The following is a 20,549-nucleotide window of genomic DNA, read 5'->3' as shown; positions in this document are numbered from 1 at the left end:
CCCCAAACCCCACGCCGACGAATCCAAACCCGGCCGGCGCACCGACCGCCACCGTCCCCCGGTCCCCAGCTGGGATGAGATCATGTTCGGCAAGCCGAAGGCGTAGCCGAACCGGGCAACGCTGCCGGCAAGCCGAAGGCGTAGCCGAACCGGGCAACGCTGCCGGCAAGCTGAAGGCGTAGCCGAACCGCGGCTCTTGTTTTCAGACCATGTCGACGATGCACGGGATGTCCATCTCGAGCATCGTCTGCGAGCCGTGCACGCCCGGCATACCCATCGCGAGTTCGGTCTGTGTACGCGAATCGACGATCGTCACGTCGTCGGCCGCCTCGACGATGAGGTCGCCGAGCACCTGCCGCGTCTCCTCGCTGACCGGACCATAGAACCCCGCGTCGATCGCCTCGTCCTTCGTGCGCACCCAGGCAATGCCGTCGAGCCGTGTACGCCAGCGCGCCGCGAGCATGTCCACGTCGGCGCCGTCGTCCGCGTACACCATGACCGAGCGCGGTTCGCCGCCGATCATCCTCACTGCGTCGAGCAGCTGCGGCTCCGCCGCGACGTCGATCTGACGCTCCGGATCGACGGCGACCATGCCGTGGTCGGCGATGACGACGATCGCTGTGCCGCGCGGCGCGAACCGGCGCAATGTCTCCAGCTGGCCGTCGATCCTCTCGAGCGTCGTCGTCCACTGTTCGGAGAGCCATCCTTCGGCGTGCCCGATCTTGTCGACGTCGCGCAGGTACAGGTAGGTCAGCCCCGGATCCTTCGCGCTGTCGGCGGCCGCGCGAATGCGGGCGAGCGGATCGTCCTTGCCGATGTAGTGCGCACCGCGCAGCGCCGCGCGAGTCAGCGGCGATGCCATGAACCGCGTCAGGCCGACGCTCGTGACACGCACGCCTTGCGCCGCGAGCTTCTCGAAGACGGTCTCGACGTGCTGCAGCTCCTCGGGATGCGGCGCGCCGCGGAACTGGATGAGCTGGCAGATCTCGTCGGTCAGCGGGTTGCGCTGCGTGTATCCGGTCATCGACGTCCGCCCCGGGCAGGTGCCGGTGCCGAAGGTCGCCATCGCCGCCGTCGTCGTGCTCGGCGAGCAGGTGGAGATCGGCCGGTCGTTCGCCGCGTCGTGCAGCAGCGCGCGCAGGTACGGCGTGTGGCCGAGGCTCATCTTGAGGTTCCAGAACCCCAGGCCGTCGACGAGCACGACGATCGCGCTGCGCGCCGCGGGGATGCCGAGCGCGGCGGCGAGCTCCGCGGGGCGCTCGTGCACGGCCGTCGCCGTCGGCGCGCCGATCGCCGCGCTCAGCGCGGGCAGCACCGACGACAGGTGCAGCGCTCCCCCGCGCGGCGCAGTGTCGGCCGGTGTGAACGGCGCGGGCACGTCGCAGCGTCGTGTCGTGTCGATCGTGTCCCCGTACTGCGCGGTGGGCACGAATCGCAGCAGGGTCGCCATATCCGGAACGTCAATGCTCATGGCCTCCATTCAACCGCGGTTGCCGGACGCGGGCGGCCATGGTGCGGCGGCCGCGCGTCCCGTTCGCCCCTAGCAGCCGCGCCATTCCGAGATGGCGTGGGAGTCCAATACCCCCCGCGTCACCTGCCGTTCAGCAGAACCTGGCAAAACATATGCAGCAACGCCATTGGGCACCCGAAGCGCTCCCGATGCACTTGGTCATCACATTGCCTTGCACCGATCATTACGGATGATTCGAGCGGACATGTGGACGGATATGTTCAGGTGGAGCAAATGCGCGCATTGGATTTGACGGCGCACGGCGCCGTCAAAATCGGACGTCTGGCGGACACCGGCATGGATCGCATCCATCCCTCCTACCGGCTGTTTCATCCAACCGAACATGACGGCGTTTCCTTCCGCATGCCGACACGGCACCGGCCCCCATCCCTCACTCCCTGCCGAGGTTGTTCGTGTTCTTGAAGCGGTGCACGAGCAGGTCGGCGATGACGAACAGCGCGAGCGCCGAGCAGCCGAGGATGGTCCACGCCTTCGCGATGTGCCAGTCGTTGTAGAGGTAGTCGTCGCTGTATTTGAAGCCGCCGCCGAGCATCTCGTCCTTCATGCCGGCCGGGCAGTAGGACAGGTCGTCGGGAAGCTTCGGCTTCGCAGCCGCGAGCGCCGACGGGTCGGCCGACGCCGCGGCGTCGGGATTGGCAGTGCCGGACGCGCCTGCGGCGTCGCCCAGCGCGGACGAGTCGGCGCCGTCCGCTCCCCCGGTCGCCGATGCGGACGGGTCGTCGGCGGGCATCGTGGTGTCATCGGACGCGGACGGGGAGGGAGAAACGGTCGCATCAGTACCGCCCGCACCTTCTGACGACGAGGTCCCGTCCTGTTCGGACGGGTCCTTGAGCGGCAGGCAGTTGAGGTCGCTCGTCGTACCGAGCGCCTCCATCCCCCAGCGGCTGATCATGCCGTAGGAGATCTTGTTGAGCACGCCCTTGAGTTCGAAGAGCATGCCGCAGAACACGAGTTCGACGATGAGGATGTACGGCGTGACCGACGTAGCCGTCTCGGCGTTTTTCATCAGCGTGGAGACGACCATGCCGAGCGCGTCGGAGGCGTAGAACAGCAGCAGGAACGTGATGTAGTACTCCCAGTAGACTCCTCCCGTGCCGCCGATCAGCGCGCCGCCCGACGGCGGCCGCGCGTCGTAGACGAGCGCGATGCCGGGGAAGCACAGGCACAGCACGGCGCTTTGGAACGCGCACAGCAAAAACTGCACGATCGCGTTGGCGAGCGTGAACGCGACCGGGTAGAGTCCGGCGGCGAGGTCGGCCTGCAGCACGGTGCGCTGTTTGACGACGACCTGCACCGAGTTGAACAGGCCGCCCCAGATGCAGGTGCACATCAGCAGGAACGCGACCGATTTCGTGGCCGTCTGCAGCTGGAACACGTTGTCGCCGGCGACGGCGATGACGATCGCGACGCCCGCGATCGGGAACATCATCATGATGACGAGGCTTTTGCCTCCTCGGAACAATAGTTTGAACGCGACGTCCAAACAGTTCGCGAACTGCCTGAGCACCATCTTCATCGTTGCACTCCCCTTGCTTTCGTTCTCTCGCGTTCTCGCGCGCGTACGCTCACGCCGCGCGCGTCACTTGCCGAGCGGCGGCTGCGGCGCGAGCCCCGGCACCTCGTACGGCCTGAAGGTGATGTGGTCGGGGTCGCTGATCTGGTCGTTGAGGTTCTTGAACATCTCGCGGAAGTCCTTCGCGCCGCCGAAGTGCCGCAGGGCGTCGGCCGGCGTGCCGGCGAACGCGAGGCGTCCGGGGTTGCGCTTCCCCGGGTCCTTCGCGCGCGGCGCGGCGACGACGATGACCTCGTCGAACATGTCGAGCATGTCGATCTCGTGGATGACCATGATGATCGAGAGCACGCGTTCCGAACCGTCCTCGCCGGCTGTGCGCTGCATATCGCGCGGCGGGTGGACGATGTCGCGCAGCTTCGTGAACAGCTTGTCCTTGTCGATGTAGCTCAGGCCGGCGTCGGGTTCGTCGAGGCACAGCACCGGCTTGTAGCCGACGAGTTCGCGCGCGACGCTCACGCGGCGCTTCTGGCCGCCGGAGAGCTTCTTGATCGGCGAATCCTTCAGCGCGTAGATGTCGAGCTTGCGCAATACCGAGTCGACCTGCTCCTTGATCTCGGCGCGCGACGAATCCTCGGCCATGCGCAGCTTCGCCGACGAGTAGATCTCCTCGAAGACGGTGAGCTCCTGCAGGAACACGTTGCTCTGCTGCACGTAGCCGATCATCGGCCCGAGGTTCTTGTAGTGGGCGCGCAGGTCCTCCTGGTTCTTGTAGCGCGTGTGCCCGTTGTACAGCGAGTCCTTGCCGGACAGGCAGTTGAGCAGCAGCGTCTTGCCGGCGCCCGATGTGCCGATGATCGCGACGAGGCTGTGCTGCGGGATCTGGAAATGGATGTCCTTGAGCAGCGTCTTCGGATGCCGTCCGCCGACCGTCTTGTCGTCGATCTGCACGTCGAGCATGACGGGCTGCGCGATCTGCGCGGCCGCCGGCCGCACGGCCGTGCTCGGCGCCGGCGATGCCGGACGCTTGCCGAGCGCCGTCGTGATCGGCGCGGGAATCGCCAAAGGTCCCGTCGCGGCGGCCGGCGCGGGCACGGCGATCGGCGGCGCGGGCGTCGGCCGCGCGGCCGCGCGCACGCCGGCGCCGACGCGCTGGTCGTAGACGATCGCGCCCTTCGTGAAGTAGAAGCGGCAGTCGCCGATCGCGATGACGTCCTTCTCCTGCAGCACATGCGCGCCGCGCAACGGACGGCCGTCGATGTAGGTGCCGATGCGGCTTTTGATGTCGCGGATCACGTATTGCCCGCGCACGAAGTCGATGCGCGCGTGCCTGCGCGAGACGTAGGGGACGTTCTGCACGATCGTGTCCGGCGCGGCGGCGCGGCCGATGTACGTCGTACGCCCCTCCTGGCGCGGCAGCGGGTACGAGCGCCACAGGCCGAGGTTCTGGTCGACGGTGAAGATGATGATGACGCCCTGCACGTCGGGGTTGCCCAGGTCGCCGTCGATGCGGATGAGGTCTCCGTCGGCGAGCGGATAGCGCGCGTCCGGCTGCAGTCGGCGGCCGTTGATGTAGGTCGGGTTCGTCGTCTGGCGCGACTGGTAGTGCCAACGGCCGTCGTTGAACACGAAGGCGCCGTGGTTCGCGCTGACGATGCTCGAATGCACACGCAGCGTCGGCACCCCCGGCTCCCGGCTCATCACGCGGCCGAGCGCCCAGACCTCATGGCCGGCGAGCGGGTAGACGCTCGCGTTGCCGTCCTCGATGACGACGACGGTCTCGGGACCGAAGTGGAGGCCGCCGAGGAAGGTGCGCGTCTGGTCGGCGCCCGGACGCGGCACGGCGGCGCGCGCCGGCTGCTGCGGCGTCGGATATTGCGGGCGCGGCGCCGGCGGGCGCGCCTGCGGCGCACGCGCCCGGAGCCCCTGCGGCTGGCGCGGCACCGGGGCCGGATGGTTCATGCCGGACTGCGGACGTTGCGGCTGCGCGGGGTTCGGCGGCGTCGGCCGCTGCGGCGGCATGGCGGTACCTGACATCTTCGGTGTTCCTTCTGCTCCCTGCACGGACGCGTCCCTTCGCTGCACGCTCATGCATGGCGCACGCCCGCCCCGCCCAGTGTAGCGGCAGCCGCCGATGCCGGCGCCCGCCGGCGCATCCGCCCGCTTGCTAGAATGGTACGGTTCTCGAGTCATATGGAGGGAAGTCAGCATGGTTTCGCGTCGCAAGCCGCCAGCAGCGGCCTATGATCCGCGCACGGTCAAGGAACACATCGTCGAGACGCCGCTCGGCGAGGAGATGAGCAAATCCTTCCTCGAATACGCCTATTCGGTCATCTACGCCCGCGCGCTGCCCGACGCGCGCGACGGCCTCAAGCCGGTGCAGCGGCGCATCGTCTACCAGATGGGCGAGATGAACCTGCTGCCGACGCGCCCGTACATGAAGTCGGCGCGCGTCGTCGGCGAGGTCATGGGCAAGCTGCACCCGCACGGCGACTCGGCGATCTACGAGGCGATGGTGCGCCTTGCGCAGCCTTTCGCGATGCGGCTGCCGCTCGTCGACGGCCATGGCAACTTCGGCTCGCTCGACGACGGCCCGGCGGCCTCCCGATACACCGAGGCGCGCCTGGCGCCGGCCGCGCTCGGCATGAACGCCGGGCTCGACGAGGACACCGTCGACTTCACGCCGAACTACGACAACAAGCTCAAGGAACCCGAGGTGCTGCCCGCGGCGATCCCGAACCTGCTCGTCAACGGCGCCTCCGGCATCGCCGTCGGCATGGCGACGAACATGGCGACGCACAACCTCGGCGAGGTCGTCGCCGCCGCCAAGCACGTCATGCGCCACCCCGAGGCCACGCTCGACGAGCTGATGGACTACCTGCCCGGGCCGGACTGGCCGGGCGGAGGCATCGTCATCGGACGCGACGGCATCCGCGAGGCGTACGAAAGCGGACGCGGCTCGCTGACGACGCGTTCGGCGACGCACATCGAGAACGTCACGGCGCGCAAGAAGGCGATCGTCGTCACCGAGCTGCCGTACATGGTCGGCCCCGAGCGCGTGCTCGAGCGCATCTCGGAAGGCGTCAAGAACCACAAGCTCGAAGGCATCTCGAACGCGATCGACCTGACGGACCGGCACAACGGCACGCGCATCGTCATCGAGCTCAAGACCGGCTTCGACCCGGACGCCGTGCTCTCCCAGCTGTTCAAGCACACGCCGCTGCAGGAGAACTTCACGATCAACAACGTCGCGCTCGTCGACGGCCGGCCGCACACGATGGGGCTGCGCGAGATGCTCGACGTGTGGATCGGGCACCGGCGCGGCGTCATCCGCCGGCGCAGCGAATACCGGCGCCGCAAGGCGCTCGAGCGGCTGCACCTCGTCGATGGCCTGCTGCTCGCGCTCGTCGACATCGACGAGGTCATCCAGGTAATCCGCTCATCCGAGGACGCGGACGCGGCGAAGACGAAGCTCATCGCCGTCTTCGACCTCGACGACGTGCAGGCGCAGTACATCCTCGAACTGCGCCTGCGCAGGCTCACGAAGATGAGCCGCATCGAGCTCGAGGCGGAACGCGACGAGCTGCGCGCCAGGATCGACGCGCTCGACGCGATCCTCGCGTCCGACGAGACGCTCGACGCGGTCGTAGAAAAGGAGATGGATGAGACCGTCGCCGCCTACGGCACGCCGCGGCGCACCGTGCTGCTCGACGTGGACGCCGACGGCAGGCTCACTCCGGTCACGGCGCGCGACGCCGACGGCACGCTCAACGAGTTCGCGCTCAATGCGGCGCGCCATGTCGAGCAGGTCTCCGAGGCCGCGGCGGACGTGGCGGCCGCGCGCAAGGGCGCCGCGAGCGCCGACGCGGCGAGCGCACTGCAGATCGAGGACGAGCCGTGCGTCGTCGCGCTGAGCGCGACCGGCCGCATCGCGCGCCTCGACCCGTCGGCCGCCGGCGTCTGGGCGGCGCGCACACCTGACGGGACGGCGGGCGGCGACGGCTGCATCACATCGATGATCGAGACGAGCACGCGCGCCGACTACGGCATCGTCACGTCGGCGGGACGTTTCGTGCTCGCGCACGCCGTCGAACTGCCCCATGTCGCCGCGACCGCGCCGCTCGACCTGTCCGCGGGCATCGACGCCCGCGAGCTCGTGTCGTCGACGCAGAGCACCGAGCCGGTCGACGGCGAGCGCGTCGTCGCAGTCGTCGCGCTGCCGAAGGACAAGGATGAGAAGGCCGCGCCGCTCGCGCTCGGCACGCGCGGCGGCGTCGTCAAACGGTGGAACCGGGAATCGCCGACGACGATGGATTCGTGGGGCGTCATCGACCTCAAGGACGGCGATGAGCTGCTCGCGGCGCGCGAGGCGCCCGACGGCAGCCGTCTCGTATTCGTCTCGACCGATTCGTCGCTGCTCACCTTCGACGCGAAGCAGGTGCGGCCGCAGGGGCGCACGGCGGCCGGCATGGCGGGCATCCGTCTCGCCGACGGCTGCGAGGCGCTCGCCTTCGCCGTCGTGCACGAGGACGAGCTGGCGTGGACGGACGCCGAGGAGCGGGAGGACGGCTCGACGTCGCCCGCGCACGGCGCGGTCGTGCTCACGGTGGCCGGCGACGGCGCGTCGCTGCTGGGCACCGACACCGGATCGGCGAAGGTCTCGCCGCTCGCGCTGTATCCGACGAAGGGACGCGGCACCGGCGGCGTGCGCTCGCAGCGTTTCCTCAAGGGGCAGAACACGTTGATCCGCGCGTATGTGGGCGCCTGGCCGCTCGTCGCATGCACCGAGTCGGGGCATATGGTCGCGCTGCCGGCCCCGGACATGCGCCGTGACGGCTCCGGCAGCGAACTGTCCTCCGCGATCGGTTACGTCGCATAGGACACCCGGGATGTTCGCAAACGATCGTCGTCGCGAACATCCCGGGTGCCGAATGCGCGCTCCGTTGTCGCCCGCAGTCTCCCTCGCGACGCGCGTCGGCGAACGGGCGGCCTCAGGTCGTCGTGTACAGCCCCATCAATACGGCGCCGGCGACGATGAGCAGCGTGCCGAACAGGATCCCGACCATCTGGCGTTTCGTCTTGTGCTCATGCAGCACGACGATGCCGCCGTAGGTGGAGACGATGACGCCGAGCTGGGAGAACGTCGTGGCGATCGCCTGTCCGACGTGCGGGTTCGCCGCGGACACGAAGATGAGCATGTTGCCGACCGCCCACAGCAGGCCGGTGATGATGTTGAGCGCCGTCTTGCGGTGCAGGATGAGCGTGCGGTCGCGTTCGACGAAGTTGACGATCGCGAGCGCCGTGACGATCTGCCCGATCGACTGCGGCAGGACGACGGCGGTCATGTAATAGAGCCCGTTGCCGCTCGGCGCATTGTAGATGGCGTCGGAGATGAACCCGGTATGGTGCAGCAGGTTCGGGAAGATGAAGTACAGCATGAAGCCGATCGTCGAGAACAGCAGCGCGCCCAGACCGAAGCGCATGTCCTTCGCGCTGATCCGGCGCGCGTCGGCGGCCGAGTCCTTCGCCGAGCACAGCACGGCGCCGGACGTGACGAGGATGATCGCGATGACGCCGATGACCCAGACGTTGAGCGTGCGCCACTGGCCGAGCACGATCGCGGCGAGCAGCGCGTTGCCGACGACCTGTCCGGCCGTCGAGATCGGCATCGCCATCGAGACGCCCAACGGCTTGAGCGCGGAGAACTGGCCGAAGGAGCCGATCGTCCAGAAGACGCCCGAGCACAGGCCCACGAGCCAGATCCTGGGGTTGAACACGAAGCCCAGTCCGGCGTTCGGCACCGTGTAGAACACCGAGACGAGCACCGCGAATATGACGGCGCCGATCGTCGTGCCCAATGTCCCCTGACTCGGCTTGCCGTCGATTTTCGCTGTGATGACGCTGTTCGATCCGAGGAACAGCGCCGGCAGTAGCGCGATGAGCATGTCCATGCGAAAGACGCCTTCCCTTGCCTCTCCGTGTGCGAGTGTCCGTTGTCGCGAATCCACGAACGCCACGGCGGCGCGCGGGGGCGCCGTCCGCCGTATATCGGGACGAACGGCGGCACGACGTCAGTCATTCTATGCCCGTCATGCGGCAGGACGTGGCCGTCTTTTGCTCATAGCGTCGCGCATCGCTCCGACGCACTCGTCCGCAGCGCGCTCACCGGTAGAGCTTCATGCCCTGCGGGGACGGCGCGAATCCGGCGGCACGCAACGCCGGTGTGACCGGCAGGCGCGCCGTGAGCGGCACGCCGTTGCAGTCGCGGAACGTGACCGACCCTCCCGGCAGGCGCCGCAGCATGTCGGCGAGCGCCGTGCATGCGCGTTCGGCGAGGCTCATCGGTTCGTCGAACATGACGAGGCGTCCCGAGCGCGGCGCCGCGTACAGCAGCGCGTCGCCGCCACGCAGCACGACGAGCGACCCGGCGCGACGCGTCGGCTTGACGCCGCCTGTACGCGCCGCGTCGTCCGCGTCGTCGGCACCGTCCTCGTTCTGCGTCCCGGCCATCCGCATCGGCCCGGGCCAGCGGATCGCCGTGCCGTAGAGGACGGCCGGATCGGCCGCGTCGAGAGCGACCGTGGCCGGCGACCGCCCGATCAGGTCGCGCATCATGTCGACGGTCTCGCGCCGCGCGAACTGCGCCGCACCGAAGCCGTCGACGAACATGCCGCGCATCAGCGCGCCCTGCTCCTCCATGCGCCGCAGCACCGGGTACAGGCCCGAGAAGCCGCCGGGGACGCCCTCATGGTCGACGACCGGCTGCGTGATCACGCCGTAGCGGTCGAGCAGCACGTCGATCAGGTCGATGACGCGTTCCTCCGGCGTGCACGGTTCGCCGGCCGCGCGCACAAGCGACCACAGGCCGCCGTTCATGGCCGGCCGCGCCATGTGCGCGCGCATGCGCCGCCGGCGCACGGGGCGTGCGGGCGCGTGCGCCGCGCCCCGCGTCACCGCCGCGCGCGCCACCGGGAGGGACGAGTTCGTGACGCGGCCGCGCCGGGCGAGCGCCCACAATGCGTCCTCGAAGCCCTGATGGCTCCACGCCGCGGCGAGGACCTCGCCGGTCGTCTCGTCGACGGACGGCTCGAGGCCGCGGGCCGCCGACGCGCGCTCCCAGCATGCGCGGGCGCGTTCCTCGAGCGGCAGCGGCCCGTAGGCGCCGCCGTCCCCGAGCGCGGCGACGATCGCGTCGCCGACGCCGAACGGCCCCATGTCGCCGTCCGCCGACGCCGAACGGCCGGCCTGCGCGGCGTCGGATGCGCATCGTCCCTCAAGCTGCGCCGAATCGAAGGGGAACAGCATGACCGCCCCGAGTCCGTCCGCCGGGGCTGAGGCGGACGAGGACGATGCGCCGACCCAGACGACCTCGCCGGCGGCGACGAGCTCGTCGAGCATCGACGGCGCGTAGTCGCGCACGCGCGCCGGGAACACGGCCCGCTCCCACACGTCGATCGGCAGCGCGACGCCCTCGAGCTGCTCGATGACCCTCATGACGCCGTCGACGCCGTCGAAACGCTGGCCGCCGGCCGAGCCGACGCCCTGCCGCTCGAGCACGAAGCGCTGGAAATCGGCGGCGGCGACCGGCTTGACGGCCTTGCGCGCCTTGGCGAGCGAGCGTGAGCGGATGCGTTTGAGCACGTCGCGAGCCACCCATTGCGGCACGTCGGCGGGCAGACGGTCGTCGAAGCGGCCGGTGAGCGCCTCGCCGGCGGCCTGCAGCGCGTTGAGCCCGTCGACGCAGGCCTCGGCCGGCAGCCGCAGGTCGGTGATCATCATGTCGGCCGTGAACGGCCCGTGCGTCGACAGATAGCGGCGCACGCGGCCGCGCACGTCGCCGTCGGCGAGCGCGTTCCAGAATGTCCGTCTCGCGAGCGCGGCGGCGACCTCGTCGATGACGGCGTCGTCGAGCACCGGGGCGAGGTCGTCGGAGCCGAGCAGCCGTTCGAGCACCTCCGGATCCATCGACAGCAGCCGCGCGTCGCGCTCCGCCTGCGGCATGTCGTACTGGTACATGACCGAGCCGACGAAGCCGAACAGCAGCTGCTCGGCCATCGGCGACGGCGTGGACGTGACGGTCTCGTGCATGCTGATGCGTCCTTCGGACAGCCCCGTGAGCACCTCGCGCAGCGCCGGCACGTCGTAGACGTCCTGCAGGCATTCGCGGGCCGTTTCGAGCAGCAGCGGGAAGTTCCTGTGCGTGCGCGCGGCCGTGAGCAGCTGCGCGGCGCGCAACCGCTGCTGCCACAGCGGCACGCGTCTGGACGGGTCGGCGCGCGGCATGAACAGCGCGCGCGCCGCGCATTCGCGGAACCGCGCCGCGAACAGCACGCTGCCGGTGACCTGCGTCTCGACGAGGCGCGCGACATCGTCGGCGTCGAAGGCGAGGAGCGAGGCGACGTCGATCGAGCCGTCGCCGTCGGTCAGACGGATGACGAGGCCATCGTCGGCCGCGTAGATCTGTCCGTCGATGCCGTAGCGCCGCAGCAGCCGCGCATTGACAGCGAGCGCCCACGGCTCATGCACCCTGCGTCCGAAGGGCGCATGCACGAGGATGCGCCAGTCGCCCTCCTCGTCGCGGCAGCGTTCGATGACGATGTGCGTGGCGTCGGGGATGACGCCGGTCGCGGCCCGCTGCTCGGCGAGGAAGGCGGCGGCCGCGTCGATGGCGTCGTCGTCGAGGCCGTCGTCGGCGAGCCTGGCGCGCACCTCGGGGGTGAAGCGCGGCTTCGCGACGGCCTCGGCGGCGCCGGCGCCGTGCGCCTCCGCATGCGCGGCCTCGACGAGTCCCGCGCCCACCTCGCGCACCCACCGTCCGATCGCCAGTCCGAAGCCGTAGTCCCTGCCGTCGCCCTCGCCGTGCCAGAACGGCAGGCGCGCGCTGCGTCCCGGCGCCGGCAGCACGACGACGCGGTCGTTCGTGATCTGCTGGATCTGCCATGACGTCGTGCCCAGCGTGATGACGTCGCCGACGCGCGACTCGTAGACCATCTCCTCGTCGAGCTCGCCGACGCGTCTTGGCCCGCGGCCGGCCTCGGCCTCGGGCAGCACGACCGTGTACATGCCGCGGTCGGGGATCGTGCCGCCGCTCGTCACGGCGAGGCGCTGCGCGCCGGGGCGCGCGGCGAGCATATGCGTCCGCGCGTCGTAGGTCAGCGCCGGGCGGAACGCCGAGAACTCCTCGCCGTCGTAGGCGCCCGAGAGCATGCCGACGACGGCGTCGTAGACGTCGCGTTCGAGCGTGCGCCACGGCGCGGCGCGGCGCACCACTTCGAACCAACGGTCCGCGTCGAGCGCCTCGAGGCTCGCGGCCGCCACCGTCTGCTGCGCGAGCACGTCGAGCGGACACTGCGGCACGTGCAGCGGCTCGATCGCGCCGGCGAGCATGTGTTCGGCGCTCGCGGCGGCCGCGACGATCTGCTGGCGCGTACACGGGTAGATGATCGCGTGGGAGACGCCGCCGACGTGGTGGTCGGCGCGGCCGACGCGCTGCAGCCCCGAGGAGATCGACAGCGGCGGCGCGATCTGGATGACGAGGTCGACCGAGCCCATGTCGATGCCCAGTTCGAGGCTGCTCGTCGCGACGACGCAGCGCAGACGCCCCTGCTTGAGCTGCGTCTCAATCTGCTTGCGGCGGTCCTTCGAGACCGAGCCGTGGTGCGCCATCGCGATCGCGTCGTCGGGGTCGACGGCGCCGACGAGCTTCGTCGTCGGGCCGATGAGCGAACCGTAGTGCGCCGGTTCGCGCGTATCGTCGCGCGTTTTGCCCCGGCGCGCCGCGTACAGGTCGTTGAGACGGGCGGTGAGGCGTTCGGCGAGTCCACGCGAATTGACGAAGACGAGCGTCGTGCGATGCGCGAGGACCTCGTCGAGCACGCTGGATTCGATGTACGGCCAGACAGAGGCGTTCGGCTCGCCGGAGCCGAACGCCGCCCGTCCCGCGCCGTCCGCGCGCGGCGCCGGACGGGCGGGGGCGCCCCGTCTGCGGGCCGCGCGTTCCATCGCCGGAGTCACGCCGGTGATGCGCGTCGATGGACCGGGCGTGGCGCCGACCGCCTCCGCAGCGCCGCCGCCCGTCCCCGATCCGCGTGCCACGCCGAGGGCGGCGCCCGGGTCGGCGATCCTGATGTCGAGGCGTGGACGGCTCCGGGCCTGCGCGACCGTCACGTCGTGCGCGCCGCCGAGGAAGCGCGCCGCCTGTTCGACCGGGTTGACGGTCGCCGAAAGCCCGATGCGCTGCGCGGGACGTGCGAGCCGCGCGTCGAGGCGCTCGAGGCTCAGCGCCAGATGCGCGCCGCGTTTCGTGCCGGCGAGCGCGTGCACCTCGTCGAGTATGACGGTGTCGACCGTCTCGAGGATCGTGCGTGCCTTCGATGTGAGCATCAGATACAGCGATTCCGGCGTCGTCACGAGGATGTCCGGCGGATGCGCGACGATCTCACGGCGCTCCCTGGCCGTCGTGTCGCCGCTGCGCATCGCGACCGAGACCTGCGGCACGGCCAGTCCCATGCCCCGGTATTCGTCTCGGATGCCGTCGAGCGGCGCCTCGAGGTTCTTCGCCACGTCCGCGCCGAGCGCCTTGAGCGGCGAGACGTACAGGATGCGCACGCCCCGCTTCGCCCTCCCCCGGCGTTTTGCGGGCGCCGCGGCCGTGGCCGCATCCGCGTCGGCGGCCGGCGCCGCCAGGCCGGCGATGACGCGGTCGATCGCCGCGAGGGACGCCGCGAGCGTCTTGCCCGAGCCGGTCGGCGCGATGACGAGCACGTCGCCTCCCGCGGCGATCGCCGGCCATGCGAGCGTCTGCGCCTCCGTGGGCGCGCCGAAGACGCGGGTGAACCAGCGCCGCGTCGGTTCGCTGAAGGATGCCATGCATTCGACCATATGTTCGATTATCGTCCCGCGAGCGGCGCCGGCGCAAGTCGGCGTCGGCGCCGCTCAGCCGAGCGGGTGCATCGAGTCGCGGCGCAGCGCGCGCAGCCATTCGTGCATGGCGATCAGCCCGGCGGTGAACGCGAGCAGATACCACGGCAGCAGCCTGAGCGCCGTATGCTGCGCGATCAGGCCGAACAGCGGCGGCATCAGCATCGTGCCGATGTAGGCGCTCGCCATCTGCACGCCGACGATCGCCTGCGACTTGTCGGCGCCGAAATACGAGGGCGTCGAATGGATGATGCACGGATAGACCGGCGCGCAGCCAAGGCCGATGACGACGAGGCCCGCGACCGAGTTCCACACGCCCGCCACCGGCAGCACCATCACCACGATGCCGACGACGACTATCGCTGCGCCGAGCCCGATCATCCGCGCATCGCTGAGCCTCATCGTCAGGAATCCGCTGACGAACCTGCCGACGGTGATGCCGATGAACACGAGGCTCGCGTAGTTCGCGGCCGCCTGCGGATCCACATGGTCGACGCCGGCCATGTAGCTGCTCGCCCACAGGATCGCCGTCTGCTCGATCGAGCAGTAGCAGAAGAACATGATGAGGATCTGCGCGGCGCCGCGGATGCGCAGCACGCCGGCCAGGCCGAGCGGCCTGCGCGTCCCCTCCCCGGCCGCCACCGTCCGGCCGGGATCGTCGCCCGCGTCGAGCGCCCGGGCGGCCTGCGTCGGCGAGGCCGCGCGCCTGCGCCACAACGGCAGGCTGCATACGAGGACGACCGTCAGCACGACCTGAAGCACGCCGACCGAACGGTATCCCCACTGCCAGCCGTATTGGCGCGAAAGCGCGAAGCCCATCATGTACGGGCCGAGCAGCGCGCCGACGCCCCACATGCAATGCAGCCAGCTCATATGCCGACTCGTGTAGTGGACGGCCACATAGTTGTTCAGGGCGGCGTCGACGCCCCCGGCGCCCAGACCGTACGGGACGGCCATCAGCAGCAGCGTCCAGTAGTTCGGCGCGACCGAGAAGCCGAACAGCGCGAGCGCCGTCAGCCCGACCGACGTGGCCGTCACGCGCCCCGCGCCGAAGCGCAGCGTCAGCCGGTCGCTCAGCAGCGCGGAGACGATCGTGCCGGCGCTGATGACCATCGAGATGCCGCCGGCCCAGGACAGCGGCGCTCCGAGCTGGCCACTCATCGTCGGCCAGGCGGCGCCGAGCAGGCCGTCGGGCAGGCCAAGCGAGATGAACGCGAGATAGATGATCGCCAGCAGCAGATTGGCCATGCCGCCTCCTTGTGGGGGTCGTACGGGAACGTGCGGAACGCGGGGTCGACGGACAAATTATATTCCCTCGACAAGAAAATCGTCATATGCGCGCCGGATGCGCCGCGCGCCTCGCCCGTCGTTTCACGGGCATAGACTGGCGCCTATGCCTTTGACCATCGGATTCGTCTTCGACGACACGCTCGACGTGCTCGACGGCGTGCAGCAGCATATCGTCACGCTCGGCGAGGAGCTGCGGCGCCGGGGCCATGACGTGCATTATCTCGTCGGCGAGACGCACAACTCCCCCGTGCCGGACACCCACCCGCTCTCCAGGAACGTCATGGTGCGCTTCAACGGCAACCGCATGCGCATCCCGCTGCCGGCGAGCCGCGCGCGCATCCGGCGCGCACTCGCCGACCACGACTTCGACATCCTGCATGTGCAGGCCCCGTACAGCCCGTTCATGGCCGGGCGCGTGCTTTCGCTCGCCGCGCCGGCCACCGGCGTCGTCGCGACCTACCACATCGCCTCCGCCGACCTGGCGTCGCGCGTCGGCGGCCGCCTGCTCGGTCTGATCGACGCGTCGACGCACCGGCGCGTCGACGAGGTCGTAGCCGTCTCGCAGGTCGCCGCGCGCTACGCCGAGACGACCGCGCATGTGCGCGGCGTCGTCATCCCGAACCCGGTCGATACAGGGAAATACGCCGCCGCATCCATGCCGACGCGCCCCTCGAAGTCCGGCGACCCGCTCGCGGTGTTCCTCGGACGCTTCGTGCCGCGCAAAGGCGCCGAGCTGCTGCTCGACGCGATCGCCTACGGCGAGGCACACGACCTGTTCCCCGAAGGCTTCCATGTCAGATTCGCCGGCAAGGGGCCGCTGCTCGACGAATGCCGCCGGCGCGCCGCGACGTTGCGCACGCCGGTCGAGTTCCTCGGCTTCGTCGAGGAGGAGGACAAGCCGGCGCTGCTTGCGGACGCCGACGTCGCCGTCTTCCCCGCCACCGGCGGCGAATCCTTCGGCATCGTGCTGCTCGAGGCGATTGCGTCGGGAGCGGGCGTCACACTTGCCGGGGACAATCCCGGCTACCGTTCGACGTTGCTCGACGACCGGGACGCGCTCTTCGACGTCGGCGCCGACCATGCGCGCGTGCTCGCCGAACGCATCCGCCGCGCGCTGACCGACCCGGACTGGGCGCAGGCGCTGCATGAGCGCGAACTGGGCCTGCTCGCCCGCTACGACGTGGCGACGGTCGCCGACCAGGTCGAGGAGGTCTACCGCCGCGCGCTCGCCGGACGCCGCCGCTGACGGCGCCGTCCGGCGAGCGCGTCCGGCGGCGGATCAGGTGTCGATCTTCGAACGGTCGAAGTCGTCGGCGTTGTCGACGATGAACTGCCTGCGAGGCGGCACCTCGTCGCCCATGAGCAGGCTGAAGATGGCGTTGGCGCGCTCGGCGTCCTCCATGCGGATGCGGCGCAGCAGGCGCGTGCGCGGATCCATCGTCGTGTCGGCGAGCTGGTTCGCGTCCATCTCACCCAGGCCCTTGTAGCGCTGGATGTCGTCGGCGTAGGCGATGTGGTCGCGTTCGAGCTGTTCGAGCCTGCCGGCGAGCTCGTCGTCGGAGTACGTGTAGATGTATTCGCCCTTGCGCGGCCCCGTCAGCGCGATGCGGTGCAGCGGCGGCACGGCCGCGTACACGTGGCCGGCCTCGATGAGCGGACGCATGTAGCGGTAGAACAGCGTGAGCAGCAGCGTGCGGATGTGCGCGCCGTCGACGTCGGCGTCGGTCATCATGATGACCTTGTTGTAGCGCGCCTGCTCAAGATCGAAGGAGGCGCCCGAGCCGGCGCCGACGACCTGGATGATCGCCGCGCACTCCTTGTTGGACAGCATCTGCGCGAGCGACGCCTTCTGCACGTTGAGGATCTTGCCGCGGATCGGCAGCAGCGCCTGGAACGCCGAGTTGCGCGCCGCCTTCGCCGTGCCGAGCGCCGAATCGCCCTCGACGATGAACAGTTCGGCGACGTCGTCGTTGCCCGGCTGGCAGTCGGAGAGCTTGGGCGGCATGCTCGCCGATTCGAGCGCGGTCTTGCGGCGCGCGACTTCCTTCGTCTTGCGCGCCTGGATGCGCGCGTGCATCTCGCCGACGATCTTCTCGAGCACACGCGACGACTGCTCCTTGTAGCCGCGCCTGGAGCCGGTGATCATCTCGGCGAACTGCCTGTCGACGATGCGCGTGACGACCGGCTTGACCTGCGCGGTGCCGAGCACGTCCTTCGTCTGCCCCTGGAACTGCGGCTCGGCGATGCGCACGGTGACGACGGCGACGAGGCCGGCGAGGATGTCGTCGCGCTCGACCTTCATCTTCGGGTCCTTGAGGTTCACCTTGAGCTTGCGCGCGTTGTCCTCGACGGCCTTGCGCACCTGCCTGGTGACGGCGTTGAGGAAGCCGTCGACATGCATGCCGCCGCCGGGCGTCGCCACGACGTTGACGAAACTGCGGATCGTCGTGTCGTAGCCGTTGACCCAGCGCAGCGCGATGTCGACGTCGCATGTGCGCGTGACGTCCTGCGCGTGCAGGTCGCCGTGCTCGTCGACGGCCTGCGTCTCCTCGTGGTAGGTGCCCTGCCCGGTGATCCTCCAGATGTTCGAGACGGGCTCGCCATGCGAGAGGAAGTCGACGAAGTCGACGACGCCGCCGGTGTGGCGGAACTCCTCGACCCTGCGGTGTCCGGGCGTCGGCGCCGCGGACCGCGTCGGCGCGACCTCGGGCTCGAGCGTCGTCGCGACGCCGGCCTCGGCCCTCTGCTGCGCGTTCTCGGCCTCGGTGCGCGCGATCGCGTCGTCGCCGGCCGAGGCGCGTTCGATCGCGTCGTCCTCGTCGTCGGCAGTCTCCGCGGCCGCGGCCCGCGCGACGTCGATGTCGTCCTCGATGAGCTCGTCGATCCGCTCGTCGCCGGTTTCCTCGATGCGTTCGTCGATGACGTCGATCTTGAGTCCGGGCACGAGGAAGCTCGTCTGGCGCACACGGTCGATGAGCTGCTCGTAGTCGAAGCGCGCCGTGTCGTTGAAGATCTCCGGATCGGCCCAGTAGCGGATGCGCGTGCCGGTCGTCTTCGGCGTGACGCGGCCGATGATCTCGAGCTCGGTCGGCCGGTTCTTGCGCGTCTTCTTGAACGGCGCGTCCGGCGACGGGTGCGCCGGGTCGGCGTCGGAGTAGACGCCCGGATGCCCCTGATGGAAGGCCATATGGTACGTGTTGCCGTTGCGGTCGACCTCGACGTCGAGCCTCGAGCTCAGCGCGTTGACGACCGACGAACCGACGCCGTGCAGGCCTCCGGCCGCGTTGTACGAGGCGTTGCCGAACTTCGCGCCGGCATGCAGCTTCGTGAGCACGACCTCGACGCCGGTGAGCTTCGTCTTCGGCTCGACGTCGACCGGGATGCCGCGGCCGTTGTCGGCGACCTCGACCGATCCGTCCTTGTGCAACGTGACGACGATGTGCGTGCACGCGCCGGCGAGCGCCTCGTCGACGGCGTTGTCGATGATCTCCCACAGGCAGTGCATGAGGCCCTGGGTGTCGGTCGTGCCGATGTACATGCCGGGGCGCTTGCGCACCGCGTCGAGGCCTTCGAGGACCGTCAGCGAGTCGGCGCCGTAGTCTTTCTTCGCCATCTTCCGCCTTCCTGGTTGCGGCGGCCGTCCGGCCGCCCGTCTGTCATGACAAAGGGCTGTCATGCAAAAAAGCGCGCAGCCGCATGGCCCGCGCTTCTGTGCCGCTGCGGCCCGTACCGGGCGGGCCGCAGCGCCGTCGTCCGTCCGCCGGACGGCGTCACTGGTCGAGGAAGTCGCGCAGCGTCTGCGAACGTGACGGATGGCGCAGCTTCGACATCGTCTTCGACTCGATCTGGCGGATGCGCTCACGCGTCACGCCGTAGACGCGGCCGATGTCGTCGAGCGTCTTCGGCTGGCCGTCCTCGAGACCGTAGCGCATCTTGATGACGCCCGCCTCCCGCGGCGAGAGCGTCTCGAGCACCTGACGGAACTGCTCCTGCAGCAGCGAGAAGGCGACGGCATCCGACGGCGCGATCGCGTCGGTGTCCTCGATGAGGTCGCCGAACTCCGAATCGCCGTCCTCGCCGAGCGGCGTGTGCAGCGATATCGGCTCGCGGCCGTACTTCTGCACCTCCTGCACCTTCTCGACCGGCATGTCGAGCTCGCGCGCAAGCTCGTCGGGCGTGGGCTCGCGGCCGAGGTCCTGCAGCATCTGGCGCTGGACGCGCGACAGCTTGTTGATCACCTCGACCATGTGCACCGGCACTCGGATCGTGCGCGCCTGATCGGCCATCGCGCGCGTGATCGCCTGACGGATCCACCAGGTCGCGTAGGTGGAGAACTTGAAGCCCTTCTTCCAGTCGAACTTCTCGACGGCGCGGATCAGGCCGAGGTTGCCTTCCTGGATGAGGTCGAGGAAGAGCATGCCGCGTCCCGTGTAGCGCTTGGCGAGCGAGACGACGAGCCTGAGGTTCGCCTCGAGCAGGTGGTCCTTGGCCTTCTTGCCGTCGGCGGCCGCCCATTTGAGCTCGCGCCTGCGCTTGAAGTCGAGCTCGTCGCCTTCGGTGTCGAGCAGATGCTGCGCGTACAGGCCCGCCTCGATGCGTTCGGACAGGTCGACCTCCTGTTCGGCGTTGAGCAGCGAGACGCGGCCGATCTGCTTGAGGTAGTCCTTGACCGGGTCGGCCGTCGCGCCGGTCGTGACGACGCGGCGGCGCGGGTTCGCGCCGGTCGGGGCGAGCGTCTCGTCGTCATCGTCGTCGCGCACGACGAAAGCGCCCTTCTCCTTGGGCTCCTCGCGCTTCTTCTCGTCCTCCTCGTCCTCTTCGGGCTCCGGTTCCGATTCCTCGCCTTCCTCGTCGTCGTCCGCATCCTGGCCGTCGACGGCGTCGAGGTCCTCGTCGAGGTCGAGGTTGTCCTCGTCGATCTGCTCGTCGTCCTCGTCGAGCATCACGTCCTCGTCGTCCTCGGGCTGGGCGGAGCGCTTGGCCGTCTCCTTCTTGGAGCTCTTCTTCGCCGTGCTCCTGCGCGGCTGCTTCGTGGCCTCGTCCTGGGCCGACGAGGCCTTCTTCTTCGCCGTTGCCTTGCCCGCGCCCGATTTGGCGGACGGGCTCTTGCGCGTGCGCTTCGCCGGCTTGGCCGACGTCCCCTGCGCGGCGGAGGCGCCCTCGACGGTGGAGGTGTCCTTGTCTTCCGACTTGTCCGTGGTGTTCGCCGTTCGCTTCGTGGCCAAACTGTTCCTCCTGCTCGCTCATGATCATGCGACGCCCGGGCCGCGCCCCTCCGTGAGGGCATAGTTACGGCAA

Annotated in this window: 11 protein-coding genes; 2 read left to right on the top strand and 9 right to left on the bottom strand. The window is 69.6% G+C overall.

Annotated features, from left to right (window positions below; genetic code table 11):
• Positions 1-202 precede the first annotated feature (202 nt).
• The 4 genes from D2E22_RS06595 to D2E22_RS06585 form a co-directional block, all read right to left on the bottom strand.
• Complete coding sequence (locus D2E22_RS06595) at positions 203-1,471, bottom strand: alkaline phosphatase family protein (RefSeq protein WP_126032286.1); 1,269 nt, start codon at positions 1,469-1,471, stop codon at positions 203-205.
• 201 nt (positions 1,472-1,672) lie between these two features.
• Positions 1,673-1,855 (bottom strand): hypothetical protein, encoded by a 183-nt coding sequence (locus tag D2E22_RS10535; protein ID WP_164518442.1) that lies wholly within the window; start codon positions 1,853-1,855, stop codon positions 1,673-1,675.
• Between the two features lie 46 nt (positions 1,856-1,901).
• Positions 1,902-3,047: an ABC transporter permease gene (locus D2E22_RS06590; protein WP_126032285.1), complete on the bottom strand. Its 1,146-nt coding sequence runs from the start codon at positions 3,045-3,047 to the stop codon at positions 1,902-1,904.
• A gap of 63 nt (positions 3,048-3,110) precedes the next feature.
• The gene (locus tag D2E22_RS06585; protein ID WP_164518441.1) at positions 3,111-5,078 is read right to left on the bottom strand and encodes an ATP-binding cassette domain-containing protein; all 1,968 of its coding nucleotides are present in this window, start codon (positions 5,076-5,078) and stop codon (positions 3,111-3,113) included.
• A 172-nt stretch (positions 5,079-5,250) separates the two neighbouring features.
• On the opposite strand from D2E22_RS06585, the gene D2E22_RS06575 reads away from it, so the two are divergent.
• A complete protein-coding gene (locus tag D2E22_RS06575; RefSeq protein WP_126032282.1) occupies positions 5,251-7,920 on the top strand; it encodes a DNA gyrase/topoisomerase IV subunit A in 2,670 nt (889 codons plus the stop codon).
• 112 nt (positions 7,921-8,032) lie between these two features.
• On the opposite strand, the gene D2E22_RS06570 is transcribed toward D2E22_RS06575, so the two are convergent.
• The 3 genes from D2E22_RS06570 to D2E22_RS06560 form a co-directional block, all read right to left on the bottom strand.
• Positions 8,033-8,992, bottom strand: a complete 960-nt coding sequence (locus D2E22_RS06570) for a GRP family sugar transporter (RefSeq protein WP_126032281.1) — start codon at positions 8,990-8,992, stop codon at positions 8,033-8,035.
• Between the two features lie 211 nt (positions 8,993-9,203).
• Entirely contained in the window at positions 9,204-13,922 is a 4,719-nt protein-coding gene (locus D2E22_RS06565; protein ID WP_126032280.1) for a DEAD/DEAH box helicase, read from the bottom strand.
• Positions 13,923-13,976: 54 nt separating this feature from the next.
• Positions 13,977-15,209, bottom strand: a complete 1,233-nt coding sequence (locus D2E22_RS06560; RefSeq protein ID WP_126032279.1) for an MFS transporter — start codon at positions 15,207-15,209, stop codon at positions 13,977-13,979.
• A 145-nt stretch (positions 15,210-15,354) separates the two neighbouring features.
• Between D2E22_RS06560 and D2E22_RS06555 the strand changes: the two genes are divergently transcribed.
• Positions 15,355-16,497, top strand: a complete 1,143-nt coding sequence (locus D2E22_RS06555; protein ID WP_126032278.1) for a glycosyltransferase family 4 protein — start codon at positions 15,355-15,357, stop codon at positions 16,495-16,497.
• Positions 16,498-16,530: 33 nt separating this feature from the next.
• Here the strand turns inward: D2E22_RS06555 and D2E22_RS06550 are convergent, their stop codons facing one another.
• A complete protein-coding gene (locus D2E22_RS06550; protein ID WP_126032277.1) occupies positions 16,531-18,864 on the bottom strand; it encodes a DNA gyrase/topoisomerase IV subunit B in 2,334 nt (777 codons plus the stop codon).
• A gap of 157 nt (positions 18,865-19,021) precedes the next feature.
• On the bottom strand, positions 19,022-20,476 hold the full coding sequence (locus D2E22_RS06545) for an RNA polymerase sigma factor (protein WP_126032276.1): 1,455 nt from the start codon (positions 20,474-20,476) through the stop codon (positions 19,022-19,024).
• Positions 20,477-20,549 lie beyond the last annotated feature (73 nt).

Origin of the sequence: Bifidobacterium castoris (assembly GCF_003952025.1) — a bacterium.
Taxonomy (GTDB): domain Bacteria; phylum Actinomycetota; class Actinomycetes; order Actinomycetales; family Bifidobacteriaceae; genus Bifidobacterium; species Bifidobacterium castoris.
This window is presented reverse-complemented; position numbering and strand designations above follow the sequence as displayed.